Annotated in this window: 28 protein-coding genes; 13 read left to right on the top strand and 15 right to left on the bottom strand. The window is 68.1% G+C overall.

Annotated elements, in window-relative coordinates; translation table 11 throughout:
* Positions 1 to 39: 39 nt before the first annotated feature.
* A complete protein-coding gene (locus O0J73_RS11790) occupies positions 40 to 579 on the bottom strand; it encodes a DUF924 family protein (RefSeq protein ID WP_053509590.1) in 540 nt (179 codons plus the stop codon).
* Positions 580 to 622: 43 nt separating this feature from the next.
* On the bottom strand, positions 623 to 1,399 hold the full coding sequence (locus O0J73_RS11785; RefSeq protein ID WP_005414446.1) for an AMP nucleosidase: 777 nt from the start codon (positions 1,397 to 1,399) through the stop codon (positions 623 to 625).
* Between the two features lie 159 nt (positions 1,400 to 1,558).
* On the opposite strand from O0J73_RS11785, the gene O0J73_RS11780 reads away from it, so the two are divergent.
* The 5 genes from O0J73_RS11780 (at position 1,559) to O0J73_RS11760 (ending at position 6,357) form a co-directional block, all read left to right on the top strand.
* Positions 1,559 to 2,968, top strand: coding sequence for an amidohydrolase family protein (locus O0J73_RS11780; protein WP_308308763.1), 1,410 nt, complete (start codon positions 1,559 to 1,561; stop codon positions 2,966 to 2,968).
* On the top strand, positions 2,968 to 4,251 hold the full coding sequence (locus O0J73_RS11775; RefSeq protein WP_006469099.1) for an amidohydrolase family protein: 1,284 nt from the start codon (positions 2,968 to 2,970) through the stop codon (positions 4,249 to 4,251). Before O0J73_RS11780 ends, O0J73_RS11775 begins: the two co-directional genes overlap by 1 nt.
* Before the next feature lie 20 nt (positions 4,252 to 4,271).
* Entirely contained in the window at positions 4,272 to 4,904 is a 633-nt protein-coding gene (locus tag O0J73_RS11770; RefSeq protein ID WP_006469101.1) for a 2-hydroxychromene-2-carboxylate isomerase, read from the top strand.
* Between the two features lie 95 nt (positions 4,905 to 4,999).
* Complete coding sequence (locus tag O0J73_RS11765; RefSeq protein ID WP_006469103.1) at positions 5,000 to 5,941, top strand: DegV family protein; 942 nt, start codon at positions 5,000 to 5,002, stop codon at positions 5,939 to 5,941.
* 77 nt (positions 5,942 to 6,018) lie between these two features.
* Positions 6,019 to 6,357, top strand: coding sequence for a hypothetical protein (locus O0J73_RS11760; protein WP_006469105.1), 339 nt, complete (start codon positions 6,019 to 6,021; stop codon positions 6,355 to 6,357).
* Positions 6,358 to 6,462: 105 nt separating this feature from the next.
* Here the strand turns inward: O0J73_RS11760 and O0J73_RS11755 are convergent, their stop codons facing one another.
* The 4 genes from O0J73_RS11755 to O0J73_RS11740 all read right to left on the bottom strand — a co-directional run bounded on the left by O0J73_RS11755 (position 6,463) and on the right by O0J73_RS11740 (position 11,581).
* Positions 6,463 to 7,875, bottom strand: coding sequence for an efflux transporter outer membrane subunit (locus O0J73_RS11755; RefSeq protein WP_308308762.1), 1,413 nt, complete (start codon positions 7,873 to 7,875; stop codon positions 6,463 to 6,465).
* Positions 7,872 to 8,954, bottom strand: coding sequence for an HlyD family secretion protein (locus O0J73_RS11750; RefSeq protein WP_308308761.1), 1,083 nt, complete (start codon positions 8,952 to 8,954; stop codon positions 7,872 to 7,874). Before O0J73_RS11750 ends, O0J73_RS11755 begins: the two co-directional genes overlap by 4 nt.
* A gap of 23 nt (positions 8,955 to 8,977) precedes the next feature.
* Entirely contained in the window at positions 8,978 to 10,492 is a 1,515-nt protein-coding gene (locus O0J73_RS11745) for an MFS transporter (protein WP_308308760.1), read from the bottom strand.
* A gap of 180 nt (positions 10,493 to 10,672) precedes the next feature.
* A complete protein-coding gene (locus O0J73_RS11740; protein ID WP_049455908.1) occupies positions 10,673 to 11,581 on the bottom strand; it encodes a LysR family transcriptional regulator in 909 nt (302 codons plus the stop codon).
* A gap of 141 nt (positions 11,582 to 11,722) precedes the next feature.
* Here O0J73_RS11740 and O0J73_RS11735 point away from each other — a divergent pair, with 141 nt between their 5' ends.
* Both O0J73_RS11735 and O0J73_RS11730 read left to right on the top strand, forming a co-directional pair.
* Positions 11,723 to 12,169: a universal stress protein gene (locus tag O0J73_RS11735; RefSeq protein WP_308308759.1), complete on the top strand. Its 447-nt coding sequence runs from the start codon at positions 11,723 to 11,725 to the stop codon at positions 12,167 to 12,169.
* Positions 12,170 to 12,174: 5 nt separating this feature from the next.
* Complete coding sequence (locus O0J73_RS11730) at positions 12,175 to 12,645, top strand: hypothetical protein (RefSeq protein ID WP_308308758.1); 471 nt, start codon at positions 12,175 to 12,177, stop codon at positions 12,643 to 12,645.
* Between the two features lie 34 nt (positions 12,646 to 12,679).
* On the opposite strand, the gene O0J73_RS11725 is transcribed toward O0J73_RS11730, so the two are convergent.
* The 5 genes from O0J73_RS11725 to O0J73_RS11705 form a co-directional block, all read right to left on the bottom strand.
* Positions 12,680 to 14,125 (bottom strand): GGDEF domain-containing protein, encoded by a 1,446-nt coding sequence (locus O0J73_RS11725; protein WP_049455906.1) that lies wholly within the window; start codon positions 14,123 to 14,125, stop codon positions 12,680 to 12,682.
* Between the two features lie 157 nt (positions 14,126 to 14,282).
* Positions 14,283 to 15,113 (bottom strand): S-formylglutathione hydrolase, encoded by an 831-nt coding sequence (gene fghA / locus O0J73_RS11720; RefSeq protein ID WP_308308757.1) that lies wholly within the window; start codon positions 15,111 to 15,113, stop codon positions 14,283 to 14,285.
* Positions 15,114 to 15,166: 53 nt separating this feature from the next.
* A complete protein-coding gene (locus tag O0J73_RS11715) occupies positions 15,167 to 16,276 on the bottom strand; it encodes an S-(hydroxymethyl)glutathione dehydrogenase/class III alcohol dehydrogenase (RefSeq protein WP_049455904.1) in 1,110 nt (369 codons plus the stop codon).
* 58 nt (positions 16,277 to 16,334) lie between these two features.
* Positions 16,335 to 16,610, bottom strand: coding sequence for a formaldehyde-responsive transcriptional repressor FrmR (frmR, locus tag O0J73_RS11710; protein WP_008266233.1), 276 nt, complete (start codon positions 16,608 to 16,610; stop codon positions 16,335 to 16,337).
* 70 nt (positions 16,611 to 16,680) lie between these two features.
* Positions 16,681 to 17,586, bottom strand: coding sequence for a LysR family transcriptional regulator (locus O0J73_RS11705; RefSeq protein ID WP_006469459.1), 906 nt, complete (start codon positions 17,584 to 17,586; stop codon positions 16,681 to 16,683).
* A 130-nt stretch (positions 17,587 to 17,716) separates the two neighbouring features.
* On the opposite strand from O0J73_RS11705, the gene O0J73_RS11700 reads away from it, so the two are divergent.
* Positions 17,717 to 18,820 (top strand): alkene reductase, encoded by a 1,104-nt coding sequence (locus O0J73_RS11700; RefSeq protein ID WP_308308756.1) that lies wholly within the window; start codon positions 17,717 to 17,719, stop codon positions 18,818 to 18,820.
* A 50-nt stretch (positions 18,821 to 18,870) separates the two neighbouring features.
* On the opposite strand, the gene O0J73_RS11695 is transcribed toward O0J73_RS11700, so the two are convergent.
* On the bottom strand, positions 18,871 to 19,548 hold the full coding sequence (locus O0J73_RS11695) for an SMI1/KNR4 family protein (protein ID WP_197563948.1): 678 nt from the start codon (positions 19,546 to 19,548) through the stop codon (positions 18,871 to 18,873).
* Positions 19,549 to 19,662: 114 nt separating this feature from the next.
* Between O0J73_RS11695 and O0J73_RS11690 the strand changes: the two genes are divergently transcribed.
* Positions 19,663 to 20,079 (top strand): VOC family protein, encoded by a 417-nt coding sequence (locus tag O0J73_RS11690; RefSeq protein WP_308308755.1) that lies wholly within the window; start codon positions 19,663 to 19,665, stop codon positions 20,077 to 20,079.
* Positions 20,080 to 20,091: 12 nt separating this feature from the next.
* On the opposite strand, the gene O0J73_RS11685 is transcribed toward O0J73_RS11690, so the two are convergent.
* Positions 20,092 to 20,787 carry a hydrolase gene (locus O0J73_RS11685; RefSeq protein WP_197563946.1) on the bottom strand — a complete coding sequence of 232 codons (696 nt, stop codon included), beginning with the start codon at positions 20,785 to 20,787 and terminating at the stop codon, positions 20,092 to 20,094.
* Between the two features lie 85 nt (positions 20,788 to 20,872).
* Between O0J73_RS11685 and O0J73_RS11680 the strand changes: the two genes are divergently transcribed.
* Positions 20,873 to 21,526 carry a TetR/AcrR family transcriptional regulator gene (locus O0J73_RS11680; RefSeq protein ID WP_308308754.1) on the top strand — a complete coding sequence of 218 codons (654 nt, stop codon included), beginning with the start codon at positions 20,873 to 20,875 and terminating at the stop codon, positions 21,524 to 21,526.
* Positions 21,527 to 21,593: 67 nt separating this feature from the next.
* Here O0J73_RS11680 and O0J73_RS11675 read toward each other — a convergent pair whose 3' ends face one another.
* The gene (locus O0J73_RS11675) at positions 21,594 to 22,478 is read right to left on the bottom strand and encodes a LysR family transcriptional regulator (RefSeq protein ID WP_308308753.1); all 885 of its coding nucleotides are present in this window, start codon (positions 22,476 to 22,478) and stop codon (positions 21,594 to 21,596) included.
* A 107-nt stretch (positions 22,479 to 22,585) separates the two neighbouring features.
* Between O0J73_RS11675 and O0J73_RS11670 the strand changes: the two genes are divergently transcribed.
* Positions 22,586 to 23,644, top strand: coding sequence for an NAD(P)-dependent alcohol dehydrogenase (locus O0J73_RS11670; RefSeq protein WP_053450778.1), 1,059 nt, complete (start codon positions 22,586 to 22,588; stop codon positions 23,642 to 23,644).
* A 91-nt stretch (positions 23,645 to 23,735) separates the two neighbouring features.
* Here the strand turns inward: O0J73_RS11670 and O0J73_RS11665 are convergent, their stop codons facing one another.
* Positions 23,736 to 25,100 (bottom strand): glutamate--cysteine ligase, encoded by a 1,365-nt coding sequence (locus O0J73_RS11665; RefSeq protein ID WP_308308752.1) that lies wholly within the window; start codon positions 25,098 to 25,100, stop codon positions 23,736 to 23,738.
* A 152-nt stretch (positions 25,101 to 25,252) separates the two neighbouring features.
* Between O0J73_RS11665 and O0J73_RS11660 the strand changes: the two genes are divergently transcribed.
* Both O0J73_RS11660 and O0J73_RS11655 read left to right on the top strand, forming a co-directional pair.
* Positions 25,253 to 25,957: a VIT family protein gene (locus O0J73_RS11660; protein WP_197565128.1), complete on the top strand. Its 705-nt coding sequence runs from the start codon at positions 25,253 to 25,255 to the stop codon at positions 25,955 to 25,957.
* Positions 25,954 to 26,778 carry a helix-turn-helix transcriptional regulator gene (locus tag O0J73_RS11655; protein WP_197565127.1) on the top strand — a complete coding sequence of 275 codons (825 nt, stop codon included), beginning with the start codon at positions 25,954 to 25,956 and terminating at the stop codon, positions 26,776 to 26,778. The genes O0J73_RS11660 and O0J73_RS11655 overlap by 4 nt, the downstream gene beginning before the upstream one ends.
* Positions 26,779 to 26,904: the final 126 nt, after the last annotated feature.

Raw genomic sequence — 26,904 nt, 5'->3', positions numbered from 1 at the left:
AACGCGGGCGTTTTTCTTGCATCCACGCATGGCGTGGATCTACCCCGCAAACCCGCCTTCGGCCAGGTAGTCCAGCTCTTCCGGCGCCGGAATGCGGCCCAGTACCGCGTTGCGATGCGGGAAGCGGCCGAAACGGCGGATGATGTCGCGGTGCAGTTCGGCGTACTGCAGGTATTCCTTGTCACCCAGCACGTCGAACATCGCCACCGAACGGTCCTGGTCCAGCGGATCCTCGGAGTGCTCGAACGGCAGGTAGATGAAGGCGCGCAGCTTCGGCACCAGCTGCAGGTCCAGGCCTTCCTCGATCGCGCGCATGGCGTAGTGCCGGGCCAGGCCATCGGTAGCGTAGGAATGGGCGGTACCGCGGAAGCAGTTGCGCGGGAACTGGTCCAGCAGCAGCATCAGCGCCAGCGCGCCCTCGGCGCTGCCCAGCCAATGCTCGCGCGCGCGCGACGCCGCGGCGAAATGCTCATCCAGGAACAACCGGCGGAACTGCGCGTCGAACGCATCGTCGCGGGCGAACCACTTTTCCGGGCCCGCCTCCTTCCAGAATTCCACCACTTGCGCGGCAACGTCCATCACCTACTCCCCAGGGCCGGCGCGCCGCGCCAGGCCATCATCATCATTCGTCGAAGCGCAGGTGGCGGACCGACTTGCCGTTGCGCCGGATAAGCTTAAGCGCCTCGATGCCGATCTGGATATGGTTTTCCACGAACTGGGAGCTGACCTTGGCATCGGAGGCCTCGGTCTTGACCCCGTCGGGGATCATCGGCTGGTCGGACACCAGCAGCAGCGCGCCGCTGGGGATGTGGTTGGCGAAGCCGGCGGCGAACACCGTGGCCGTTTCCATGTCGATGGCCATGCAGCGCATCGCCCGCAGCCGCTCCTTGAAGGCCTCGTCGTGTTCCCAGACCCGGCGGTTGGTGGTGTAGACGGTGCCGGTCCAGTAGTCGTGGCCGAGGTCGCGGATCATGGTCGACACTGCACGCTGCAGCGCGAACGCGGGCAGCGCCGGCACTTCCGGCGGCAGGTAGTCGCCCGAGGTGCCCTCGCCGCGGATCGCGGCGATCGGCAGCACCAGGTCGCCCAGCTGGTTCTTGCGCTTGAGCCCGCCGCACTTGCCCAGGAACAGCACCGCCTTGGGCATCACCGCCGACAGCAGGTCCATGATGATCGCAGCATTGGGGCTGCCCATGCCGAAGTTGATCATGGTGATGCCGTCGATGGTGGCACTGGCCATCGGCCGGTCCAGGCCGATGACCGGCGCGCCGGTCAGCTCGGAAAAGGTATGCAGGTAGCCGCCGAAGTTGGTCAGCAGGATGTGCTGGCCGAACTGGTCCAGGGGCACGCCGGTATAGCGCGGCAGCCAGTTGTCGACGATTTCCTGCTTGCTCTTCATGGGCGGGGGTCCGGCACGACGGGGGACCGGCTATTTTCGGCCAGACCGGCGGTGCCGTCGAGCCGCCAGCGGCCGGCCTGTGAAGAAGGTCACTTGGCAAGCCCACCACGCCCCGGCTAGCGTCGGCGGTTGGACCAAGCCGCAAGCAAGGGGAACTGCATGGCATCGACGCTGTTGCGCGCCGGGGTGGCACTGGCGCTGCTTTCATTGAGTACGGCACCGGCGGTGGGCGCCTCGCGCTTCCTCGCCGACCCCTACCCTAGCACCTACCAGGCGCATCCCGATGCGCCGGTGCTGATCCAGAACGCCACCGTGCTGACCGGCACCGGCCAGCGCCTGGACAACGCCGACGTGCTGCTGCGCGAGGGCCGCATCGTGGCGGTCGGCCAGCAGCTTCAGGCCGACGCCGGCGTCACCCGCATCGATGCCCAGGGCAAGTGGGTCACGCCGGGCCTGATCGACGTGCACTCGCATCTGGGCGTGTATCCCAGCCCGGGCGTCGGCGCGCACAGCGACGGCAACGAGATGACCGCGCCGGTCACCGCCAACGTCTGGGCCGAACACTCGGTATGGCCGCAGGACCCGGGCTTCGCCACGGCGCTGGCCGGCGGCGTGACCAGCATGCAGGTGCTGCCCGGTTCGGCCAACCTGGTCGGTGGCCGCGGCGTGACCCTGAAGAACGTACCGGCGGTGACCTACCAGGCGATGAAGTTCCCCGGCGCGCCGTGGGGCCTGAAAATGGCCTGCGGCGAGAACCCCAAGCGGGTCTATGGCGAAGGCAAGGGCGTGGCCCCGGCCACGCGCATGGGCAACGTGGCCGGCTATCGTGCGGCCTTCATCGATGCCGCCGACTACATCGCCAAGAACAAGCCCAAGCCGGCCAAGCGCAAGGGCTGGTTCGGCAGCGACAAGGGCGACAGCGCCGGTGACGCCGGCGGCAAGCGCGACCTCAAGCTGGATACGCTGGCCGGCGCCATCCAGGGCGACATCCGCGTGCACATCCACTGCTACCGCGCCGACGAGATGGCCACCATGCTCGACCTGGCCAAGGAATTCGGCTTCAAGGTGGCCGCGTTCCACCACGGCGTGGAGGCCTACAAGCTGGCTGACCGGCTGGCCGCCGATGGCGTCTGCGGTGCGCTGTGGGCCGACTGGTGGGGCTTCAAGATGGAGGCCTTCGACGGTATCCCGGAGAACATCGCGCTGGTCGACCGGCCGAAGAACAGCTGTGCCATCGTCCATTCCGATTCACCCGAAGGCATCCAGCGCCTCAACCAGGAGGCGGCCAAGGTGATGGCCTCGGCGCGACGCGCACGCATGCCGGAGATCACACCCGAGCACGCCATCACCTGGATGACCGCCAACGCCGCCAAGGCGCTGGGCATCGAGGGCCAGACCGGCACCCTGGAGGCCGGCAAGATGGCCGATGTGGTGGTGTGGAACGGCAATCCCTTCAGTTCCTACGCGCTGGCCGAGCAGGTCTTCATCGACGGCCGCCGCCTGTACGACCGCAGTGCGCCGGCGGCGACGCCGCGTTCCGATTTCAAGCTTGGCCAGGAGGTGCGCTGATGAGGGTCCTCAAGCAGTGGCTGCACTCTGCCGCGAAGGGCAGCCGGGCATGGCTCGGCTCTACCGCCATGGTGCTGGCGTGCATCTCCGCATCCGCACAGGCGCAGGACCTGCTGGTGCGCAACGCCACGGTGCACACCGCCAGCACACGCGGCAGCCTGCAGAACGCCGACGTGCTGGTGCAGGGCGGCATCATCCGTGCGGTGGGCAACGGCCTGTCCGCGCCCGCTGGCGCAACCGTGGTCGAGGCCAGTGGCCGCCCGTTGACCCCTGCGCTGTTCGGCGGCATCACCGAGACCGGCATCGAAGAGGTGCTGGTCGAGAGGAGCACCGTCGACAGCGCACTGAAGATCGGCGAGCAGCCGTTGCGGCCCGAGTTCGACGTGACCCTGGCCTACAACCCGGCCTCGGTGCTGATTCCGGTGACCCGGTTGGAAGGGATCGGCTTCACCGCATTGGGGGCAACCCCCGGCGGTGGCTTCGTGGCTGGCCAGGGCGGCGTGATGCGGCTCGATGGCAGCATCGATCCGATCGGCCCGCGTGCCCTGTTCCTGCGCATCGGCGCAGCCGCTTCCGAGCTGACCGGCCAGTCGCGCGCCGCGCAGTGGATGCTGCTGCAGCAGATGATCGACGAGGCGCGTGGCCAGGTGGCCGCAGACTCGCCGCATGCGCTGCTGACCCCGGCCGGCCGCCGCACGTTGAGCCGCTACCTGGCCGGCCAGGGCCGGATCGTGGTGGAAGTGGACCGTGCCGCCGACATCCGACAGCTGCTGCGTTGGGCCGCCCGCGAGAAGGTGAAGATCGCCATCGCCGGGGCCAGCGAAGCGTGGCAGGTGGCACCGGAATTGGCCGCTGCCCACGTGCCGGTGTTCGTTGATGTGCTGGCCAACCTGCCGGCCAGCTTCGACCAGATCGGTGCCACGCTGGAGAATGCGGCGCGCCTGCAGCGCGCGGGCGTGGCGGTCTCCTTCGTGCAGCGCGGCGACGCCACCCACAACGCCCGCAAGATCCGCCAGCTGGCCGGCAATGCGGTCGCCCATGGCCTGCCGTGGGCCGACGGCCTGGCCGGCCTGACCCGGGTACCGGCGCAGGCGTTCGGGGTGGCCGACCAGATCGGCAGCATCGAACCCGGCAAGCGCGCCGACCTGGTGCTGTGGGAAGGCGACCCGCTGGACGTGGCGCACTATGCCGAACAGGTCTGGCTGGGCGGCCGCGCGATGCCGATGCGCTCGCGCCAGACCGAGCTGCGCGACCGCTACCTGCAACGCAACGCGCAGCCCTGACCGTACACGAGGAGATTCCAATGGCCACGCTGCGCTGGTACTTCGACTTCGTCTCGCCGTATTCCTACCTGCACTGGCAGAAGCTGAAGCAGCTGCCGCAGTTCGCGCAGATCCAGCCGGTGCCGATTGCCTTCGGTGCGGTGCTGCACCACCTGGGCAACCTCGGGCCGGCCGAGATTCCCGCCAAGCGTCGTTTCATCTACCGCCAGCTGTTGTGGACCGCGCAGGCCGAGGGTACGCCCCTGCGATTCCCGCCGGGCCATCCGTTCAACCCGTTGTCGGCGCTGCGCCTGTGCCTGGCCGCCGGTACCAGCACGCAGGCGGTGGACGTACTGTTCGACTGGATCTGGCGCGACGGCAATGCCGCCGACAGTGCCGATGCCCTGCGCGAGCCGGCGGCGCGGCTGGGCATCGAGGATGCCGACCGTGCCATCGCCGAGCCAGCGGTCAAGGAGCAGCTGCGGCGCAACACGGAAGCCGCGATCGCCGCGGGTGTGTTCGGTGTACCCACCCTGGCCATCGACGACGAGCTGTTCTGGGGCAACGACGCGCACCCGCTGATGGCCGCCGTGCTGGCCGACCCAGGCCTGCTGCTGCAGCCCGAATGGCAACGCCTGGCCAGCCTGCCGGTAGCGGTGCAGCGCAACCGCTGAACAGGGCGTGGCGCGTTTCCCTCGCGCGCCACGCCCGGTTTTGAGATAGATTTCACGTTTCCGAACCTACAACCGCCCTGGAGGGGGAGCCGCGGATGCGCATCGGAATCGTCGTCGACTCGGCCTGCGACCTGCCGCAGGACTTCATTGCCGCGCACAACATCGTGCTGCTGCCGATCACCGTACGGATCGGCGAGGCCGTGCTGGCCGATCATCGCGATGAGCAGGCCACGCTGAGCTTCCTGCACGCGCACGTGGCCGAGCATGGTGCGGAGGCGGAAACCATCCCCTTCAGCGTCAACCAGATCCGTGACCTGTTCCTGCAGCAACTGGTGATCGATTACGACCACGTGTTCTGCATGACCATCACCAAGACCCGCAGCCCGATCCACGACAACGCGCTGCAGGCCAGCTTCGCCATCCTCAACGACTACAAGCCGGTGCGGCAGGCCGCGGGCTACAACTCGCCGTTCGCACTGCGCGTGCTCGACACCCAGAACCTGTTCGCCGCGCAGGCGGTGACCGCGGTGGAGGCGGTGCGCCTGCGCGACAGCAACGCCAGCGTGCAGCAGATCCGCGAGCGGCTGGAGGAACTGGCCGGCAATGTGCACGGCTACATGGTCACCCGCGACCTGTACTACATGCGCGCGCGTGCGCGGCACAAGGGCGACCGCAGCGTCGGCCTGCTCAGCGCCGCGCTGGGCAGCGCGCTGGACATCAAGCCGGTGCTGCACGGCTACCGCGGCGAGACCGGGCCGGTGGCCAAGATCAAGGGCTTCGACAACGCGGTGCAGAAGCTGTTCGCGGTGGTTGGCCAGCGCGTGCGTGCCGGACTGATGACGCCGACGGTGTGTGTCAGCTACGGCGGTGAGCTGGACGAGCTGCGCACCCTGCCCGGCTATGCACCGCTGAAAGAGGTCTGCGCCACCCATGGCGTGACCGTGTACGAATCGGTGATGAGTCTGACCGGCATGGTCAACGTCGGCAAGGGCGCGGTCACCGTGGGCTTCGCCGATGGGCCGCATCGGTTCGAATGAGCACTGGCCACGGCCGGACTCTGCACATCGATTCCACCGCGACTATGCCAGCCTTGCCGCACTTCAAGGAGAACACCATGCCTGCGCAGTACCACATCAGCCTGCCCGACCCGTCCAAGGCCCGCGGCAACGACCCTGACCTGTCCTTCCATTCGCAGGGCGCCGCCGGTTTCGCCGAAGAGCTGCAGGACGCCCTGCGCAGCGGCACGCTGTTCGAGCGCTGGAAGGCCAAGCAGCCCGACCCGGATGCGGTGGAACCGCAGTGGGGCGTCACCGACCCGGACGCCACCGTGACCGGTGAGCAGAAGGACCTGCGCATCAACCTGGTGGCCACCACCCGCATCGACAGTGACGTGTTCAAGCAGCGCCTGCGCCTGCTGGCCGGCCACCACTGGGAACTGCGCGACGTGCGTTGAGGCCTGGCTCGGGTAGATGCCAACCTTGGTTGGCGCTTCCGGGAAAGTCGCCAACCAAGGTTGGCAACTACCGGGTCACACGGTAGTGGGGGGGGGGGGGGGCCACTACCAGCCACCACCCAGCGCGCGGTACAGCTCCACCCGTGCAATCGCCGCGGTGGCCTGGCTGTTGGCCAGCGCAGCCTGGTTGTCCAGCGCGATGCGCTGGGTGGTCAGCACGTCCAGCATGTCGACCACGCCGGCCTGATACTGCCGTCGCGCCGCACCCAGTGCGGTCTCGCTTTCGTCCACCGCCACATGCAGCTGCACGCTGCGCTGCTGCTCGGCCGCGTAGCCATCGATCGCATCGTCCACTTCATGCCAGGCCTGCAGCACGGTGCGCTGGAACTGCAGCGATGACTGCTGCTGCTGCAGCTTGCTCAACGCGAGGTTGGCCTTCAACCGGCCGCCCTGGAAGATCGGCAGGCTGATCGACGGCCCGATGCTGAAGCGGTGCGCGTTCCAGCCGTCCAGGTCATCCAGCTGCCTGGCCTGGAAACCGGCATCGCCGTTCAAGGTGATGCGAGGCAGGAAGCTGGCCTTGGCCACGCCGATGCCCGCCGTCGCCGCATGCAATGCCGCTTCGGCACGGCGGATGTCCGGGCGACGTTCGGCCAGTTCGCTGGGCACGCCCACCGCCACCGCCGGCAACGCCGGCCAGTCACGGCGCGCGTCCTGCAGCTGTGCGTCCAGCGCCTGCGGAGGCTGCGCCAGCAGGAACGCCAGCGCATTGCGCAGCTGCGATTCGCGATGCTGTAGCGGCGCGATCCGCGCCTGCAGCGAGGCGACCTGCGCCGCCGCACTGGAAACCTGCAAGGTGCTGGCCACACCCTGGCGCTGGCGCGCTTCGGTCAGGCGCTTGATGTCGTGGGCGATGCTCAGATTGTCCTCGGTGATCGCCCGCAACTGCCGCGTCGCGCGCAGCTGCAGGTAGTCACGCGCGGTTTCCGCCAGCAGCGCGATGCGCACCGCGTGTGCATCCTCCTCGGCCATCTGCACGCGTGCATCGGCGGCTTCCACCTGGCGGCGCACGCGGCCCCACAGGTCCAGCTCCCAGCTCAGGCCGATGCCGGCCTGGAACAGCCCGTAGTCCTCGCGCCCGCCGTTGCCGGACGGATCGTTCAGGCCCACTTCGCTGTTGCGTGCACGCACGCCGCTGGCGGTTGCGCTGACGCTGGGCAGACGGTCGGCGGCGCTGATGCCACGCGCGGCGCGGCTCTGCTGCACGCGGTTGGCCGCCAGCTGCAGGTCCAGGTTGGCCGCCAGCACCTGGCTGGCCAGCTGGCCCAGCAGCGGGTCGTCGAAGCCGGCCCACCAGGCGGCGTCCTGATCGATCGCGTTGCCGGCGACGGCCTCACCCTGCCAGTGACTGGGCAGTTCCGCCTGTGGGCGCACGAAGTCCGGGCCCATCGTGCAGGCAGCCAGGGCCGTGCACAGGGTCGCCGCAACAAAGGGTTGGAACACGCTGCGAGCGCTCATGCGCCCTCCCCGCCCGTGCGGTCCTGCACGCGTTGCGCGCTTTGCACGCGCACGCGGCTGTCCAGGTCAACGCGGGCTTCCACCGACATGCCGGCACGCAGCTGCTCCAGCAGCGGCTGGCCCGGCTCCAGCACGATCTTCACCGGAATGCGCTGCACCACCTTGGTGAAGTTGCCGGTGGCGTTTTCCGGCGCGATGGCGGCAAAGGTAACGCCAGTCGCCGGTGCGATGCTGTCGATGTGGCCACGCAGCGACTTGCCCGGGAACACGTCCACCTTCAGCTCAACCTGCTGGCCGGCCTGCATGCGGGTCATCTGCGTTTCCTGGAAATTGGCGACCACGAACGCGCGCTTCAACGGCACCACGGCGGCCACCGGCGTGCCCGGGGTCAGGTAGGCACCCGCGCGCACCGCACGGCGACCGACCATGCCGTCGATCGGCGCACGCAGCACGGTGTGCGACAGATCCAGTTCGGCACGCGCCTGCGCGGCTTCGGCGCGTTGTACCGCGGCCTGCGCGGCCTGCACGCCAGCGGTCAGGATGTCGGTGCGCTGGCGTGCGGTCGACAGCGCGGCCTGGCCCTGCTGCAGGTGCGCACTGGCCACCGCCTGCTTCGACTGCGCCTGCTGCGCGTTCTGCACGGTGCCGGCGCCGTCGCGGGCCAGTTCGCGGTAGCGCTGCTGGTCGGCGCTGGCCAGGCTCAGTTCGGAGCGGCTGACATCGACACTGGCCCTGGCCTGTTCGATCAGCGAGCCCTGCTGGGCCAGTGCGGCCTGTGCATTGGCCAGCTGTGCACGGGCGTTGGCCAGGTCGGCACGCGCTGCCTGCAGGGCCACCTGGTAGTCGCGGTCGTCGATGCGGGCCAGCACGTCGCCGGCCTTCACGGGTTGGTTGTCGTCCACCTCGACGCTGCTGACGAAGCCGGCCACCTTCGGTGCGACCACGGTGAAATCCGCATTGACGTAGGCGTTGTCGGTGCGCTGGTAACGCCCGTCGCGCAGCAGCAGCCAGCTGCCGATGGCCAGGGCCAGCACGCCCAGCACAAGGCCGGTGTTGAGGGTTGTCTTGTTGAGGCTCATGGGGGGAGTCCTTACGGGTGAGATCAGGCCACGGCACGTGGCGGGTGGACACGGGTGGCCCACGGCAGCAGCGGCAGGCAGCCCAGGGCCACCAGCGCGACCAGCCAGTACAGGTCCGCCGAGGTGAGCGCCTGCACCTGGGCGTGCAGGCGCGCGGGCAGATCGGCGCTGGCGGGCAACCACGGCTGGTTGCCCAGGTGGTCGACCAGCGCAGTGGAATGGAGGTGGCGCCGTGACTGTGCGACCGCATCAAGCACGCCACCGGCGAACACCGCCGAAAAGCCTTTGACGGTGTTGAACCAGGCCGAGGCATAGGGACCGTCCTGCGGCGCCAGGCCGGTGGTCGCCAGCAGCAGCAACGGCAGTACCGCCATCGGCTGCGCCACCACCTGCAGCAGTTGCACCCACAGAAAGGTGTCGCGGTTCCACTGCACATCCAGCTGCGCGCCGATGAAGCACGCCGCCGCCAGCAGCAGCAGCCCGGCCGCCTGCACCCAGCGGCAGTCGACCGCACGCTGGTTCATCAGCGCAGCCACCAGCGGCAACGCAATGGCCTGCGGCAGTGCCACCCACAACAACATCGGCGCGGTCTGCAGCGGGCGATAGCCCTGCACGCTGGCGAGGAAACCGGAGGGGATGGAGATGACCGCCAGCAGTACAAACAGCACGCCCACGCAGGTGACCAGCGAATAGCTGAGATTGCGATGGGCCAGCAGTTGCAGCTTGAAGAACGGCAGCGGGTGGAACCATTCGTTGATGAAGAACAACACCAGCAGGCCGGTACCGCCGCCCAGCAACACCGTAATCAACGGCGAATCGAACCAGTTCAGGCGCGCGCCCTGGGTCAGGCCCAGCACCAGCATCACCAGCGCCGGCAGCCCCAGGGCCAGGCCCACGCCGTTGAACTGGGCAAAGCGCTCCAGGCGCATCGGGTCCTGCGGCAGGCCCCAGCCGACCATCACCATGCCGGCCACGCAGAACGGCACGATCTGCCAGAACGCGAACTGCCAACCGGCGTGCTCGACCCACAGTGCGGCCAGCGGCGTGCCCATGCTCGGCCCGAACGTTGCGGTGAGCGCGTAGCCCGCCAGGCCATACAGCTTGATGCCCGGCGGCAGGAAGCGCAGCGCCACGCTCATCAGCAGCGGCGGCAGCGCACCGCCGGCCAGGCCCTGCAATGCGCGCAGCAGCAGGAAAGTCGGCAGGTTCGGCGCCAGCGGGCACAGCACCCCCAGCACCATGAAGGCGGCGATCATCACCAGGCCGAAGCGGCGCAGCGAGAAGGTGGCCGCGCACCAGGGCGCGAAGGCCATCGCGCTGACCGACATGGCACTGTAGATGCCGGTGATCCAGTTGCCGTCATCGGCACTGAACCCCATCGCACCGCGGATGTCGGCCAGCGCGACCTTGGTGACGTTCTCGTTGAAGCCCGACAGCAGCACCACCAGCAGCACGCCGCACAGTCCGACCACGATGCGGCGATCAAACGCGGGGGCAAGCGGGGCGGCCGGGGCCTGTGGCACGGTGATCGCGCTCATGGGCGCGGGCCGATCCGTGCGGCGCACGGCAGGTGAAGCGACATGGCGTGCGCTCCGTGAATGTGGGGAGCGCAGTCTAGGCAGGCCCACTGCTGCGAAAAATGGCGTGGATGCAATGCCAGGCGTGCGCGGGACGCACGGGTTTGGGTGGGGTGCCGACCCGGGCGGGGCGCCCCGCGATTACACAGCGTCGGCGTCGCACATGCTCTTGATCGCACGGCGCAGCCAGCGGTGCGCCGGGTCGTTGTCCATGCGCGGGTGCCAGGCCTGCACCAGCGCCACGGTGCGTACCGGCACCGGCAACGGGAACATGCGCAGTGGCAGCCCCATGTAGGCGATGCGATCGAGCATCACGCTGGGCATCTGCGGCAGCACCAAGTCCGAGGCGGCTGCAGCGAAGATCGCGCCATGGAAGGTGGGGATGACCATCGCCACCCGCCGCTGCAGGCCCAGCTGTGCCAGTTCGTCGTCGATCGGCCCATGCGCGATGCCGCGCCGCGAGACGGCGATGTGGTCGCAGGCGGCAAACCGTTCGGCGGTGATATCGCCGTCGAACAGCGGGTGATCCTTGCGCGCTGCGCCCAGCAGGGCCGTGGTGAACAGATTCTGCACCTTGGTTTCCTGCGTGTGCTTGCCGGCAGTGCTGATATACAGGTCGATCCGGCCCTGCACCATCGCGTCATCGTCGGTATCGCCTTCGGGCATGAACCGCAGCGTGCAGCCTGGCGCGTGCTCGCGGAACACGTCCCGTAGGCGGCCGCCGTAGCTGCCGATGAACACGTCGTTGGCGCGGATGCTGAAGGTACGTTCCAGGGTCTGGATATCCACCTCGCGCCCTTCGTTGAACACCCGGTGGGCCTGCTCGATCACGTCGCGCACCTGCTCGCGCAGTTCCAGCGCGCGTGGGGTCGGCGCCAGGCCGCGGCCGGCGCGTACCAGCACCGGGTCGCCCAGCGCGTCGCGGATCCGCCCCAGGGTGCGGCTCATGGCCGGCGCGCTCAGATTCATGCGCCGAGCCGCTCCGGCGACGCTGCCTTCGTCCAGCAGGATATCCAGGGCCAGCAGCAGGTTGAGATCGGGCAAGGGCATGGCAGTCTCCAATAAATGGAATGACTCTACGACACTCCATGGCAACCTGGATTGCAAGAAACGCATGTATTTCCTGCGCCGCACGGCATGGGTGCGCGCAGCGACATCGGCGACCATCCCCGGCCTGCCAAGGAGACATCCATGTTCAATACCCTGCTGGTCGCCCTCGACGGCGGCCCCCAGCACGCGCGCGTGCTGGACCTCGCCGCGGCCATCGCCGGCCCGCGTAGCCGTCTGCACCTGCTGTGCGTGCTCGATCCCGAATTCGCGCTGGCCGCCGATGCCAGCGAAGCCGACCGCATCGAATATCCGGAAGCTGCCCGCCAGCGCTCTCGCGCCGAAGCGGTGCTGGCTGAAGCCTTGGCCGAACTGCGCGAACGCGGCGTTGATGCCATCGCGCAGATTCCCTCCGGCGATCCCGGCGAAATCATCAGCGAACAGGCCAAGCGCCTGAAGTGCGACCTGATCGTGATCGGCCACCGCCACCTGTCCCGCCTGCAACGCCTGTTCGAACCCTCGATCGGGCAATGGACCATCGACCACGCGCCCTGTCCCGTGCTGGTGGAAACCCGCGACCCCCAACCCTAGCTGCCATGGCCTCCCGTTCCCCCTTGTTTCCTACCCGCGTCAACTACCGGGCATTCGCCCGCCAGTTGGGTCGTGGCGAGCAGGTACTGCTTGCCGCGATACGCCAGCTGCACGAGCCCGACCTGCGGGCCGATGGGCTGGCCGGGTTGAGCGGTCTCGGCCTTGATCCCGAGGGCTGCGACGCGTTCATCAACCTGCTGCCGCTGCTGGCCACGGCGGCCGCGCCGATCGACCTGCTGCGGTCCGGCTCGCCGTTCATCGCCGCCAGCGAACTGGACCTGCTGGCCTGCCTGCTACGTATTGCACAGTGGCGGCACGCACGCCCCCGCGACGATGACACGCTGGCGCCGTTGCGCCGGCAACTGGCACGCTGTGCATTCGCGGTGCACGCGGCGAAGCTGCCACTGCGGCAGCGCTCGTTGTCACCGGTCGGGCTCCGCCTGCTCGATCCGGCCGGCTGGCTGCGGCAGCGATGATGCGCACGCGCAGGCACCACGGGAACCGTGGCCTTCAGCAATCCATCGTGCCGTGCGTGCTGCCTTCGTCATCCAGCACATGCGCGTGCAGCACCACCTGGTTGCGGCCGGCCCGCTTGGCGGCATACAGGCCGGCATCGGCATCCGCCAGCAACTGATCGGCACTGGCCAGGGCCGGTGGATGCAGGTAGCCCACGCCGATGCTGATACTGACCGACCCTTCCGGCAGCGGCAGGGCCTCCACCGCCTCGCGCAGCCGTTCGGCCAGCGCCAGCACGCCCGACAGCGCGCTTCCAGGCACGATCACCGCGAATTCCTCGCCGCCATAGCGCGCCACACTGTCGCCGGCGCGGCCGGCGATGGCCTTCAACACCGCGGCCACGGCCTGCAGGCAGCGATCGCCGGCCGGATGGCCGTGCTGGTCGTTGAAGGCCTTGAAGTGGTCGATGTCCACCAGCAGCAGGCCCAGCGGGCTGCCACTGCGCCGTGCGCGGTTCCACTCCGCCAGCAGCAGCGCGTCGAACTCGCGGCGGTTGGCAACCCCGGTCAGGCCATCCTGCCGCGCCAGCTGGTCCAGGCCGGCCTGGCGTTCCATCAGGTCGGTCTGCAGCAGGATGCTGCGCAGGCCGAAGCCCAGCGTGGCCACCACGAAGCCACTGACCGCCAGCGGTCGCGCATGGTCGACCACCAGCGTGCCCACCACCAGCAGCAGCAACGGCAGGATCATCGGCCCCGCAGCCTGCACGGTGCGCGCCAGCCGTGGATGCGGCGCCGAGCCCGGTACCGGCGCCCGGCTCAGCGCCAGCAACGCCAGCAGCAGGAACGGCAGGTCGATCAGCAGATCGTTGTAGGCACCGAAGGAATCACCGGAGGTGTAGTGGTTGATGTAGTAGGCCACCAGCAGGTACGCCAGCGCGTACAGCGCCAGCACCCGGAAGAAGCCGCGCCGCTCGGGCACATCACCGGCCAGCCAGCGCACCACCGCGAACCCGGCAATGCACAGGTTCTGGATATCGAACATGCGCTGCATGCTGGCCATCGCCGAATCGTCGATATCGATACGGGCGGCGAACGATTGCGTATGCACGAAGAACAGCACACCCAGCAGCGCCGCCATCGCGGCGTCGATCAGGCTGATGCTCAGTCGCTCACGGCGCGCGCGGGCCAGGATGAACACCAGCGGGACGCCATACAGCACGTACAGGAACAGGCTGGCCTGCGGCGTGATATCGGCGCGACCGGCGCCGAGTGCATCGATCATGTTGAAGGCCATGCCGCCGGCCCACAGCAGCAACGCCAGCGCCGTGGCACGCCAGCCAAGCGCGGCACGGTCGCGGCGCGCCCGCCACAGGCAGGCCATCGCCGCCAGCAGCGGCGCGCCGGTCAGGAAAACGAAGGAGCCCACGCCGGTCGCCCCCGGCCACAGGGTCACGACCAAGCCATGGCACAGCACATACAGCAGCGCCAGCACTACCGGCATGCCTCCCCCGATCCGCAAGGCCGTATGCGCGCACGATAGCGCGGCGTCGCGCCACGATGGCGTGATCCAGCGCAGAAAAAGGGGACGGAGGGGATTAAGTCGCTTTCGGCACAATGGCAAAAGCGACTTAATCCCCTCCGTCCCCTTTTCGGGGGTGTCAGCCTTGGAGGGCGCGGGCGTGGTGCGCCACGTGCTCGCCGATGAAGCTGGCGATGAAGTAGTAGCTGTGGTCGTAGCCGGGCTGCAGGCGCAGGGTCAGCGGGTGGCCGGCCGCATCGCAGGCCTGCTGCAGGCGCTCGGGCTGCAGCTGGGCCTGCAGGAATTCGTCGGCCTCGCCCTGGTCGACCAGCAGGGGCAGGCGCTCGCTGGCCGTCGCCACCAGCGCGCACGTATCCCACTGCGCCCAGTCGGCCGGGTTGTCGCCCAGGTAGGCGTGGAACGCCTTCTGCCCCCACGGCACGTGGCTGGGCGCAACGATCGGCGAGAACGCCGACACGCTGCGGTAGCGCCCCGGGTTGCGCAGCGCGATCACCAGCGCACCGTGGCCGCCCATCGAATGGCCACTGATCGCACGCGCGCCGGTCGTGGGGAAGCTCGCCTCGATCAGCGCCGGCAGTTCCTGCGCCACATAGTCGTGCATGCGGTAGTGCCTGGCCCACGGTGCGCGGGTGGCATTGAGGTAGAACCCTGCCCCTTTGCCCAGGTCGTAGCCTTCGGCATCAGCCACGTCATCGCCGCGCGGGCTGGTATCGGGCGCAACGATGATCACGCCGTGCTCGGCTGCGTAGCGCTGCGCGCCAGCCTTGGTGATGAAGTTCTGCTCGGTGCAGGTCAGCCCGCTCAACCAGTACAGCACTGGCAGCGCCTGTGTCTCCGCCTGTGGCGGCAGGTACACGGCGAACTGCATGTCGCAGCCCAGCGTGGTCGAATGATGACGGTAGACGTCCTGCCAGCCACCGAAGCAGGCGCGGTGTTCGATGCGTTCCATGGTGGGTTCCTCCCGAGGGGCGGCAGGCCCTCAAGCCTGCCACCCGGCGTGGCTCAGTAGTGGACCACCGAACGGATCGACTTGCCTTCATGCATCAGGTCGAAGGCGTCGTTGATCTTGTCCAGGTCCATGGTGTGGGTGACGAACGGGGCCAGTTCGATATCGCCCTTCATCGCGTCCTCGACCATGCCCGGCAGCTGGCTGCGGCCCTTCACGCCACCGAAGGCGGTGCCCATCCACTTGCGGCCGGTCACCAGCTGGAACGGGCGGGTGGAGATCTCCTGGCCCGAACCGGCCACGCCGATCACCACGCTCTGGCCCCAGCCACGGTGCGCGCATTCCAGCGCCGCGCGCATCACGTTGACGTTGCCGATGCATTCGAAGCTGTGGTCCACGCCCCAGGTGGTCATTTCAACGATGACCTGCTGGATGGGCTTGTCGAAGTCCTTCGGATTGATGCAGTCGGTAGCGCCGAACTCGCGGGCCAGCTCGAACTTGGAGGGGTTGGTGTCCACCGCAATGATGCGGCCGGCCTTGGCCTGGCGCGCACCCTGGATCACCGCCAGGCCGATGCCGCCGAGGCCGAACACCGCCACGCTGTCGCCTTCCTGCACCTTGGCGGTGTTGTGCACCGCACCGATGCCGGTGGTGACGCCGCAGCCGAGCAGGCAGACGTGTTCCGGGTTCGCGTCCTGATTGATCTTCGCCAGCGAGACTTCGGCCACCACGGTGTACTCGCTGAAGGTCGAGCAGCCCATGTAGTGGTACAGCGGCTCGCCGTTGTAGCTGAAGCGGCTGGTGCCGTCGGGCATCACGCCCTTGCCCTGGGTGGCGCGCACCGACACGCACAGGTTGGTCTTGCCGCTCTTGCAGAACAGGCACTCGCCGCACTCGGCGGTGTACAGCGGAATCACGTGGTCACCCGGCTTGACGCTGGTCACGCCCTCGCCCACCTCCACCACGATGCCCGCACCCTCATGGCCCAGCACGACCGGGAACAGGCCTTCCGGATCATCGCCGGACAGGGTGAACGCATCGGTGTGGCAGACACCGGTGTGGGTGATCCTGACCAGCACTTCGCCAGCCTTTGGCGGGGCGACGTCGATCTCGACGATCTGCAGCGGCTGGCCGGGACCAAAGGCGACGGCGGCACGGGACTTCATGGTGGCTTCTCCAAAGACAGGCAATGACAGGATGGGAGGCGCAACGTTGCGCCGTCGTTTACTTCAGGTACGAGCGGATCAACGCGCTCATGTCGCGCACGCGTTCGGCGCGTTGTTCGTCGGAGGCTGCGGGCTGGCCGAACTCCTCGCGCAGATGCGCCTCCATCACCTCGGACATCAGGCCGTTGACTGCCCCCCGGATGGCGGCGATCTGCTGCAGCACCGGCGCGCAGTCGGCACCGGCTTCCAGCGCGCGATCGAGCGCATCGCACTGGCCGCGGATGCGGCGCACGCGGGCCAGGACCTTCTTTTTCTCTTCGGGGGAGTGCGGCATGCCGGGGCCACCTCGGAACTATACTGGGGGATAGTATACACCCGACCCCGGGCGACTCAATCCCGCGCGCTCAATCGAACAATCCCTCGCCCGCCAATCGAGTCAGTTCGTCCACCACGTAGCGCACTTTCGGCCGCAGGTGGCGGGTCGGCGGCCACAGCGCGTGGATGTCGATGTGGCGCTGCATGTGCGCATCCAGCACCGATTGCAGCGCGCCGGATTGCAGGTGACGGCGTACCAGCGACTCCGGCATCTGGCAGATGCCCAGCCCGGCGATGGCAGCATCGATCACCGCATCGCCGTCGTTGAGCTGGTAGGCCGCGTTGGGAATGAAGGTTCCCTCGGCGTCATCACTGCCGATGCGCCACGCCACCGGCTGCCCGTGGCGGAAGCCGACGATGCTGCGGTGCTGTGCCAGTTCCTCCACGCTCCCCGGCACGCCGTGCGCCTGCAGGTAGGCCGGTGCGGCGCAGGTGACCAGGCGCTGGCGGCCGAGCCGGCGCGCGACCAGGTGCTCGGCCTGGTGCAGGCCGCCAAAGCGGATCAGCAGGTCGATGCCTTCCTCGACGGGATCGACGAAGTGATCGGTGAAGGTCATCGTCAGTTGCAGGTCCGGATACTGCCGGCACAGGCGCAACAGCACCGGCAGCACCACCAGCCGCCCGAACGAGGACGGCATGTCGATGCGCAGCCGCCCGCTCGGCAGGCCCGCCGAGCCCAGGCAGGCCTCGGCCGCGGAGATTTCTTCCAGCGCCGCCGCACACGAAGCGTAATAGGCCTCGCCGTCGGTGGTCAGCGCGATGCGCCGCGTGGTGCGATGGAACAGGCGCACGCCCAGGCGCACTTCCAGCCGGGCGATGGCCTTGCCCACCGCCGAGCGCGAGATGCCCAGCGCATCGGCGGCCTCGGTGAAACTGCCCGAGCGGGCCGTGGTGACGAACGTGACCAGGCCATTCAAGGATTCCAGCGGCAGCATCTTCAATCCCTCATTAGGGACAAATAGTCCCACACCAAGGGAAATCGAAGCGCTTTATGCGCCTGCATGTCAACTCCATCCTGTGTACATGGCGCCGCTGGCGCCCCTCCCCCGCACCGAGATGACCGAGATGACCGCCACCCTGTTCCGCCCGTTCGACCTGGCAGGCACCGCCCTGCGCAACCGCATCGCGATGGCGCCGATGACCCGTGCCCGCAATCCCGGATCGGTCGCCAACGACCTCACCGCGCAGTACTACCGGCAGCGTGCCAGTGCCGGCCTGATCATCAGCGAAGGCACGCCGGTCTCGCCGCAGGGCCAGGGCTACATCGACGTACCGGGCATCTGGTCCGCCGAACAGGTGGCGGGTTGGAAGCAGGTCACCCAGGCGGTGCATGCCGCACAGGGCACGATCTTCGCCCAGCTCTGGCACGTGGGCCGCATGTCGCATGCCTCGCTGCAGCCCGGGGGTGGCCAGCCGGTCAGCGCCGGCACCCGCCCGGTCGCCAGCGCACCGAAGAACACCTCGTTCGTGTACCTGGACGACGGCAGCCGCGGCCATGCCGATCCCACCCCGGCGCGTGCACTGGATACGGCCGAGATTCCCGGGATCGTCGACGACTTCGTGCGCGGCGCCGACAACGCCATCGCCGCCGGCTTCGACGGCATCGAACTGCATGCCGCCAACGGCTACCTGTTCGAACAGTTCCTCAACCCGCTCATCAACCAGCGCGAGGACCGCTACGGTGGCTCGCTGCCGAACCGTGCGCGGTTGATCCTGGAAACGGTGGATGCGATGGCCGAACGCATCGGCGCGCACCGCATCGGCGTGCGGCTGGCCCCGAACAACCTCACCTTCGACATGCCGTTCTACCCCGGCAACGAAGCCACTTATCTGTACCTGGCCGACGCGCTGGGCAAGCGTGGGCTGGCCTACGTGCACCTCAACGACAATCTGCAGCAGGGTGCATCGGTGCTGGGTGAGGCATTCCTGCTGCAGTTCAGGCAGTCCTACGGCGGCACGCTGATCCTGGCCGGCGGCATGACCCGCGAGCGCGCGCTGCAACTGGTCGAGGCCGGCACCATTGATCTGGCCGCGTTTGGCCAGCCGTTCATCGCCAACCCGGATCTGGTCGAACGCCTGCAGCACGACATTGCACTGGCCACTCCGGACCGCAGCACCTATTACGGCGGCGGCAGGGAAGGCTATCTGGACTACCCGGTCGCAGGCTGATCCCGCACGGGGGTCGGAACCCCGCCGCAGGCGGGGCTCCGAGCCTTGGTTCAGGCGTCCTCGCGCACGTAGGCGAACGACTCGTCCAACCGCTCGAAGCCGATCACGTCAGCGACGATGGCCTGTGCGTCTTCTTCGCTGAAGTTTCCTTCTTCAATATCATCAACGCGGGCGAACAGCCGCTGCAATGTCAGGCACTGGTCGCCGCGCAGGAAGGAATGGTGGGTCTGCAGCCAGCGCTGCAGATTCCCGGCCAGCTCGCCATGCGACAGCAGCGTGTAAGGCCGTTGGTAGTCCGCAACCGCTTCGACCATCTTGCGGAACAGGAAATCCTGATAGCTGGCGGCCAGCACATCGGCACGGTCGTCGTCATGCCACACCATCACCACCGGCGGTTCACTGAAGCCGGGCGCGTTGCTCCAGAAGCAGTAGCTGTCACCCGCGCCGGTCCGCGCAAAGGGCAGCAACTGCAGGTCAGTGCGCAGGGGATTGTAATGATCCTCCGCGGTCAGCTCCTGCCACGTCTCGAGCAGCTCATCATGTTCCAACGGCTCATAGTCCTGGGCGTACAGCAGCACCGGTGGATCCGCCTGCAGCGTCGGGAATACCACCTCGGACCATTCCGGATGAGGAGTCCCCCAGCTCAACCGACCCGCTGCATGCAACTGCTTGAACAGGGGCGGGAAGGTCTGGCCGGTGGCCTGTTCGATGCCAGATAGCGCGCTCATGGATGTCCTTGTCGATAGAGACCGCCCAGCTTGCCCGAATCCCCGCAGGAGATGAACCGGCAGCAGCACGTGGCAGTACTAGACTGCGATAACCGGATGCCGCCCATCGCTGCCATGAACGCCACTGCCCACAGCTTCATTGTCAACATCGACGTGCCCGACCTGGCCGCCGCCGAGGACTTCTACATCCGAGCCTTCGGCCTGCGCATCGGCCGCCGCCTCGGGCCCGGTGCCGTGGAACTGCTCGGCGGGCCAACCGCGTTGTACCTGCTGCACAACGAGGCCGGCAGCGCCGCCACCGAGGACGGCGACGTGCGCGACTACGAGCGCCATTGGACGCCGCTGCACCTGGACTGGGTGGTGGATGACATCGCGGCCGCGCTGGCGCGTGCGGTTGCCGCTGGAGCAACGCTGGAGCAGCCGGTGCGCGAGCGTCGCTGGGGCCGCATCGCGGTACTGGCCGACCCGTTCGGCCACGGCTTCTGCCTGATCCAGTTCAGTGGCGAAGGCTACGACGCGCTGCTCGAATGACCGGCGCGGTTTTCACCACGGCAACGGCACCGCCTCACCGTTGGCGCGCTCGCCGTAGTAGAGCGACGGCAGCAGCCGCGAGAGGAAACTGAACTCCGTGTAGCAGTGCTTGAGCAGGCCCAGTCCGACCGCATCGCTGGCATCGCGCTGCGGTTCGGCGCTGTCCAGGCCCAGCACGAAGCGGCTGCGCAGCACGCAGCCGAACGGCGTATCGCGCGCGACGTGCAGCATCTGCCCGTCGCAGGGGTCGCCATGCGCATCCAGGCGCACGTGATCGCCAAAGCCGATGCGGGCGGCAATCACCGCCGACACATCACCAGCGTCCTGCGCCGCCTGCAGGCGCTCGGGCACCAGCAACCTGCGCGGGTCATGAAACTTCAGCCGCGCCGCCACTGGCGGAATGTCGGCCAGCGATTCCACCGCATGGATGCTGGCGCCGTGGTAGCTACGGCCACGCTGCCAGGCTGCGTCCCAGCCGCGATGCTCGACGTGATCGAGCGGATGCCACCAGCGGATGTGCTGGGTGGTCTCGAAGAAGGTGAACCACCAGTCGAGCATGCGGCCCTTGCAGCCGTGCAGATCGGTACGAACGGCCACCCGCAGGGTGCCGTCTTCGCGGCGCTGGATGCCGGTCTCCAGACGCATCGGCGCCGGATCAAGCAGATCGTGGTGGTCCAGCCAGGCGCGGGCGTTCACAGCGGTATCCATCGACGTTTCCTGTGGGTTGGGAGACTCGACAATACGGAAACGCCAACCGTTTCCCAATTAATCGGATGCGGTAAGATGGGGCGCAATGAACAGCACCACCCTGCCCGAGCCCACAACGCCGACCCGTCGCCGCGGTCGCCCCGCGCGACCGGAAGCCGAAGTGCGCCATGCGGTACTGCAGGCCACCCTGGAACTGCTGCTGGCACAGGGTTACGAAGCGACCACCATCGAAGCGGTGGCAGCGCATGCCGGGGTAGCGAAGAAGACCGTGTACCGCCATGCCAGCAACCGCGAGGAACTGGTGGGGTTGGCGGTGCGCGAGTGGACCGACGGCTTCGCACCGCAGCTGCAGCGCGACGCGCGTGACAATGAGGAAGTGCTGCCGCTGCTGCACGCAATCCTGCAGGCGGTTTGCGCACAGGCGCTGTCAGCACAGGCAGTGCAGGTTTTCCGCCTGCTCGCCACCGACTTCCCCGGCAAGGACGCGCTGCTGCAGGCCTATCTGCACAACGGCATCGAACGTGGCCGCGCGCTGCTGGCCGACTGGCTGGCGCGGCAGCAACAGCGAGGGCTGCTGCGCGACGCAGACCCCGCGTGCACGGCAAGGCTGATCCTGGCGATGGCCGTGGCCGAGCCACTGCGCGAACGCGTGATCGGCGTGGTGGCCGAGGATGCACCGGTGGACGTGCATCTAAGTGAGTGCGTGGCGTTGTTGGGGCCGGTGTTGCAGGCGCCGTAGCCTGGCGCCATCCAGGGATGCCCTGCCCCGGTGGGTGCCGACCGTTGGTCGGCACTCCTGCAGCGACTCATTCGCGCAGCATGTCCACGAATGCGCGCAGCGCACCGGGCATCTGCCGCTGTTTCGGGTAATACAGCGCGAAGCCGGCGAACGGTTCGCTCCAGTCTTCCAGCACCGCCACCATCTGCCCCGATTCGATGTACGGCCGCGCGGTGTCTTCCAGCACGTAAGCCAGGCCGATGCCATCGAGCACCGCGCCGACCACGGTGCCCTGCTCGCCCAGCGTCAGCCTTCCGGGCACGTCGATCTCCAGCGGCTGCCCACCGCGCTCGAACTGCCACTTGTACAGATGCCCGCTGGCGAAGCGGAAGCGGATGCATTCGTGCGTGGCCAGGTCGCGCGGATGCTGCGGGGCTGGACGCCGCCGCAGGTAGTCCGGCGAGCCGACGATCAGACCGCGCAGGGGCGGCCCCATCGGCACCGCCACCATGTCCTCGGGGATGAACTCATGCAGGCGCACGCCGGCGTCGTAGCCTTCGGCAACGATATCGACCAGGCCATCGTTCTCGGTCAGCTCCACCCGCACGTCCGGATGCGCGTGCAGGAAGCGCGCAAGCCGCGGCCCCAGCTGGGTCGCCACCGCCGCGCGGGTGGCGTTGATGCGCAGCAGGCCGGCCGGGGCGGCACGGAACTGGTTCATCTCTTCCAGCGCGTCGTGCACCTGGCCCAGGGCCGGCTGCAATCGCTCCAGCAGGCGTTGCCCGGCCTCGGTCAGGGCCACGCTGCGCGTCGTGCGATGGAACAGGCCCACCCCCAACCGTTCCTCCAGCGCGCGGATCGCGTAGCTCACCGCCGAGGTCGACAGCGCCAGCTCGGCGCCGGCACGGCGGAAGCTGCGATGACGGGCGACCGCCGCGAACGCGGCCAGGTGGGACAGATTGTCAGTGGCCATGATTGTGCAGTTTCACTTGATGAATCATGCCGATATCCGGGCTTCTTGCCGCTGGGTACGGGGCGTATTGTAAAACGCCTTTCGACAAACCCTGCCAAGGATTCCCCATGTCCCTCGCCCGTGGTTACGCCGCCCATTCACATACCGACCCGCTGATTCCGTACGAATTCGAACGCCGCGCGGTCGGGCCGGACGATGTCCGTATCGAGATCCTCTACAGCGGCATCTGCCACTCCGACCTGCACCAGGCCCGCGACGACTGGGGTGGCTCGATCTACCCGATGGTGCCGGGCCACGAGATCATCGGCCGCGTGACCGAAGTCGGCAGCAACGTCACCCGCTTCAAGGTCGGCGACCACGCCGGCGTCGGCTGCATGGTCGACTCGTGCCGCCACTGCGACGCCTGCGAGCACGACCTGGAGCAGTACTGCGCCGAAGGTGCGACCTGGACCTACAACGGCCGCGAACGCCAGAGCGGCGCACCGACCTACGGCGGCTATTCCGACCACGTGGTGGTCGAGCAGCGCTTCGTGGTGAAGGTGTCCGACACCCTCGACCTGAAGGCCGCCGCGCCGCTGCTGTGTGCCGGCATCACCACCTGGTCGCCGCTGCGCCACTGGAAGGTCGGACCGGGCCAGAAGGTCGGCGTGATCGGCCTCGGTGGCCTGGGCCACATGGGCGTGAAGTTCGCCAAGGCACTCGGCGCACACGTGGTGATGATCACCACTACGCCGGAAAAGGGTGCCGATGCCAAGCGCCTGGGTGCCGACGAAGTGCTGGTGTCGCGCGACGCTGCGCAGATGAAGGCGCACGCCGGCAGCTTCGACTTCCTGCTCAACACCATCCCGGTCGGCCATGACACCAACCCGTACATGGGCCTGCTCAAGCGCGAGGCCACCATGTGCCTGGTCGGCGTGCTGACCGAGCTGGACCCGCCGCTGACCGGTGGCAGCGTGATCTTCGGCCGCAAGCACCTGACCGGTTCGGCGATCGGCGGCATGGCCGAAACCCAGGAGATGATGGACTTCTGTGCCGAGCACGGCATCGTCAGCGACGTCGAGATGATCGACATCAAGAACGTCAACGAGGCCTGGGAGCGCATGGCGAAGAACGATGTGCGCTACCGCTTCGTGATCGACATGGCGACGATGAAGAACGCCGCCTGATCCAAGGCAGATGCAAAAATGAAAAACCCCGGCAATGCCGGGGTTTTTCTTCTGGTAGTGCCGGCCGCTGGCCGGCAACCCCGCAAGGCAATCAGTAAGCGAACTCGCGGAACACCGGATCCACATCGCCGTGCCAGCGGCCATGGAACAGCGCCAGCTTGCGCTCGGCCGGGGTCAGCCCGGATTCAACGATTTCCTGCAGCACGTCCAGGAACTTGCTCTCGTCCTGGCCGTCGGCATTGCGCGCGGCGCGGCGCTTGAGGCCTTCCACCGAAATCTTCACTGCTTCGCGGGCCAGGTCGCGCACCGTGCCCGTGCGGAACGGCAGGTTCATCGCATGCTTCGGCACGCCGTCGCGCAGCGCATGACGCTCGGCCAGGCTGAAGTCACGCACCAGGTCCCAGGCGGCATCCAGCGCGGTGTCGTCGTACAGCAGGCCGACCCAGAACGCCGGCAGCGCACACAGCCGACTCCACGGGCCGCCGTCGGCGCCGCGCATTTCCAGGTACTTCTTCAGGCGCACTTCCGGGAACGCGGTGGTGGTGTGGTCCGACCAGTCGCGCAGGGTCGGCAACGCGCCCGGCAGCACCGGCAGCTTGCCCTGCATGAAGTCGCGGAAGCTCTGCCCGCTGGCGTCGTGGTAGATACCATCGCGGTAGGAGAAGTACATCGGTACGTCAAGCAGGTAATCGACATAGCGCTCGTAGCCGAAGCCGTCCTCGAACACGAAGTCGAGCATGCCGGTACGGTCGGCGTCGGTGTCGGTCCAGATGTGCGAGCGATAGCTCAGGTAGCCGTTCGGCTGGCCTTCGGTGAACGGCGAATCGGCGAACAGCGCGGTGGCGATCGGCTGCAGCGCCAGCGACACGCGGAACTTCTTCACCATGTCCGCTTCGCTGGCGTAATCCAGGTTCACCTGCACCGTGCAGGTGCGGGTCATCATGTCCAGGCCCAGCGAGCCGACCTTGGGCATGTACGAACGCATGATCTTGTAGCGGCCTTTCGGCATCCACGGCATTTCATCGCGCTTCCACTTCGGCTGGAAACCCATGCCGAGGAAGCCCAGCTGCAGTTCGCCAGCCACCTGCGCCACTTCGTTCAGATGGGTGCCGGTTTCCACGCAGGTCTGGTGGATGGTTTCCAGCGCCGCACCGGACAGTTCCAGCTGGCCGGCCGGTTCCAGCGTCACCGAGGCCCCGTCGCGCAGCAGGGCGATGGTGTTGCCGTTTTCCTGCACCGGCTGCCAGCCGAAGCGGACCAGGCCGTTGAGCAGCGCTTCGATGCCGCGCTCGCCGTCGAAGGTCGGCGGGCGCAGGTCATCCAGGCGGAACCCGAACTTTTCGTGCTCGGTGCCGATGCGCCACTGCGTGCGGGGCTTCTCGCCGGAGGCGATCTCCGCAACCAGCTGCGAGCGGTCGGTAATGGGGGTATCGGCGACGTGGCTGGGGCTCGACAAGGGGAAGGCTCGCTGGACTGTGGCGGGGGATGTGGGGCTGGAGCCCTTCCATCGCAAGGGCGCACTATAGCGTGGCACTCCGCCGCGTCATGCGACGGTGACGGGTTTCAGCATCCTACCGACGCCCTCTTGACCCTCGTACACTCACGGCCATGAGTCGCCACTCACGACACCCCGAACTGCACCGCTCCGAGCGTGTCGGCTGGCTGCGTGCCGCCGTGCTTGGGGCCAACGACGGCATCGTCTCGGTGGCCGGGCTGGTGGTCGGCGTGGCCGCCAGCGGCGCCCCGGCCAGTACGATCCTGGCCACCGGGGTCGCTGGCACTGTAGCCGGCGCAATGTCGATGGCCGCCGGCGAGTATGTCTCGGTGCAGACCCAGGCCGATACCGAAGCGGCCGACCTGGCGGCGGAAAAACGCGAACTGCACGAAGACCCACACAGTGAACTGGAAGAGCTGAGCGCAATCTACCGCCACCGCGGCCTGGACCCGGTGCTGGCGCGGCAGGTCGCCGAGCAGCTCACCGCCCACGACGCGCTGGGCGCCCACGCCCGCGACGAACTGGGCATTACCGACACCCTGCGTGCCCGCCCACTGCAGGCCGCGCTGGCCTCGGCCGGGGCGTTCACCTGTGGTGCCGCGCTGCCGGTGCTGACCGCCCTGCTCGCGCCGGTCGACAAGGTTGCGATGATCACCACCGCCAGCACCCTGCTCGGTCTGTGCCTGACCGGCGCGATGGCGGCGCAGGCCGGTGGTGCGCCGCCCGTGCGCGGCGCTGTCCGGGTGATGTTCTGGGGCGCATTGGCGATGGCCGCCGCCGCCGCTGTCGGCCGCCTGCTGGGCACGCACGTGTCATGACCGCCATGCTGCCGCCGGCCACCGCGCTGCTGGCTGAAATGGCCGGTCTGGCCGGCTGCGAGCGCGCCGAAGGCTATGCGTGCATCACCGCACGCCGCGAGCATGGCGCCAGCTCGGTGGAGATTCCGCAACCGCAGTTCGCGATCCTGCTGGAGGGCCGCAAGCAGGTGCGCACCGCGCACCAGTCGCTGGCATTCGCGCCCGGCGACATCCTGCTGCTGACCCAGCGCTGCCGCATCGACGTGGTCAACAGCCCCGATCCGCACAGCGGCCGCTACCTCAGCGCGATCGTGCCGCTGTGTGCCGAAGTACTGGCGGCAGCGCGCACGCTGTGGAACGAGGAACTGCCCCGCCCAGGCCCGACGATGGCCCGATTGCCGTTGATCGAACATGGCGCCGTGCTGCGCCAGTGGCGGCAATCACTGCAGGAGGGCCGTTACAGCGACGCGCGCCTGGCCCTGGCCTCGCTGGTGCTGACCCTGTGCCGGCAGGGCCATGGCAACCTGCTGCTGCCGCAGGCACCGAGCCTGGGCGAACAGATCCGCGACCGCATTGCCGCCGAACCGGCACGCGACTGGCAATCGCGGGATGTGGAAGAACAGTTCGCGCTGAGCGGCGCAACCCTGCGTCGCCGCCTTGCCGCCGAGCGCACCAGCCTGCGCCAGCTGCTGACCGAGGCGCGCCTGGCGCATGGCATGCAGCTGCTCTACACCACCGACCTGCCGCTGAAGACCGTCGCCGCACGCGCGGGTTACCGGTCTGCGGCCAGTTTCAGCAAGCGCTTCGCCGAGCAGTACGGACTGGCTCCCACAGACATTTAGGGGGGGCGGCAGGGCTGCGCCCTGCACCCGCCGAAGCAACAGCAAGAGCCAAAGCAACAGCCATGCATTCCGTGGGATGGCGGGGCGGTGTGGGTGGTCAGGACACGCCGTAAACCCATCCATGGG

Origin of the sequence: Stenotrophomonas sp. Sm6012 (assembly GCF_030985895.1) — a bacterium.
Lineage (GTDB): Bacteria > Pseudomonadota > Gammaproteobacteria > Xanthomonadales > Xanthomonadaceae > Stenotrophomonas > Stenotrophomonas forensis.
The sequence above is the reverse complement of the archived record's forward strand: the minus strand, read 5'-3'. Positions and strand labels throughout refer to the sequence as shown.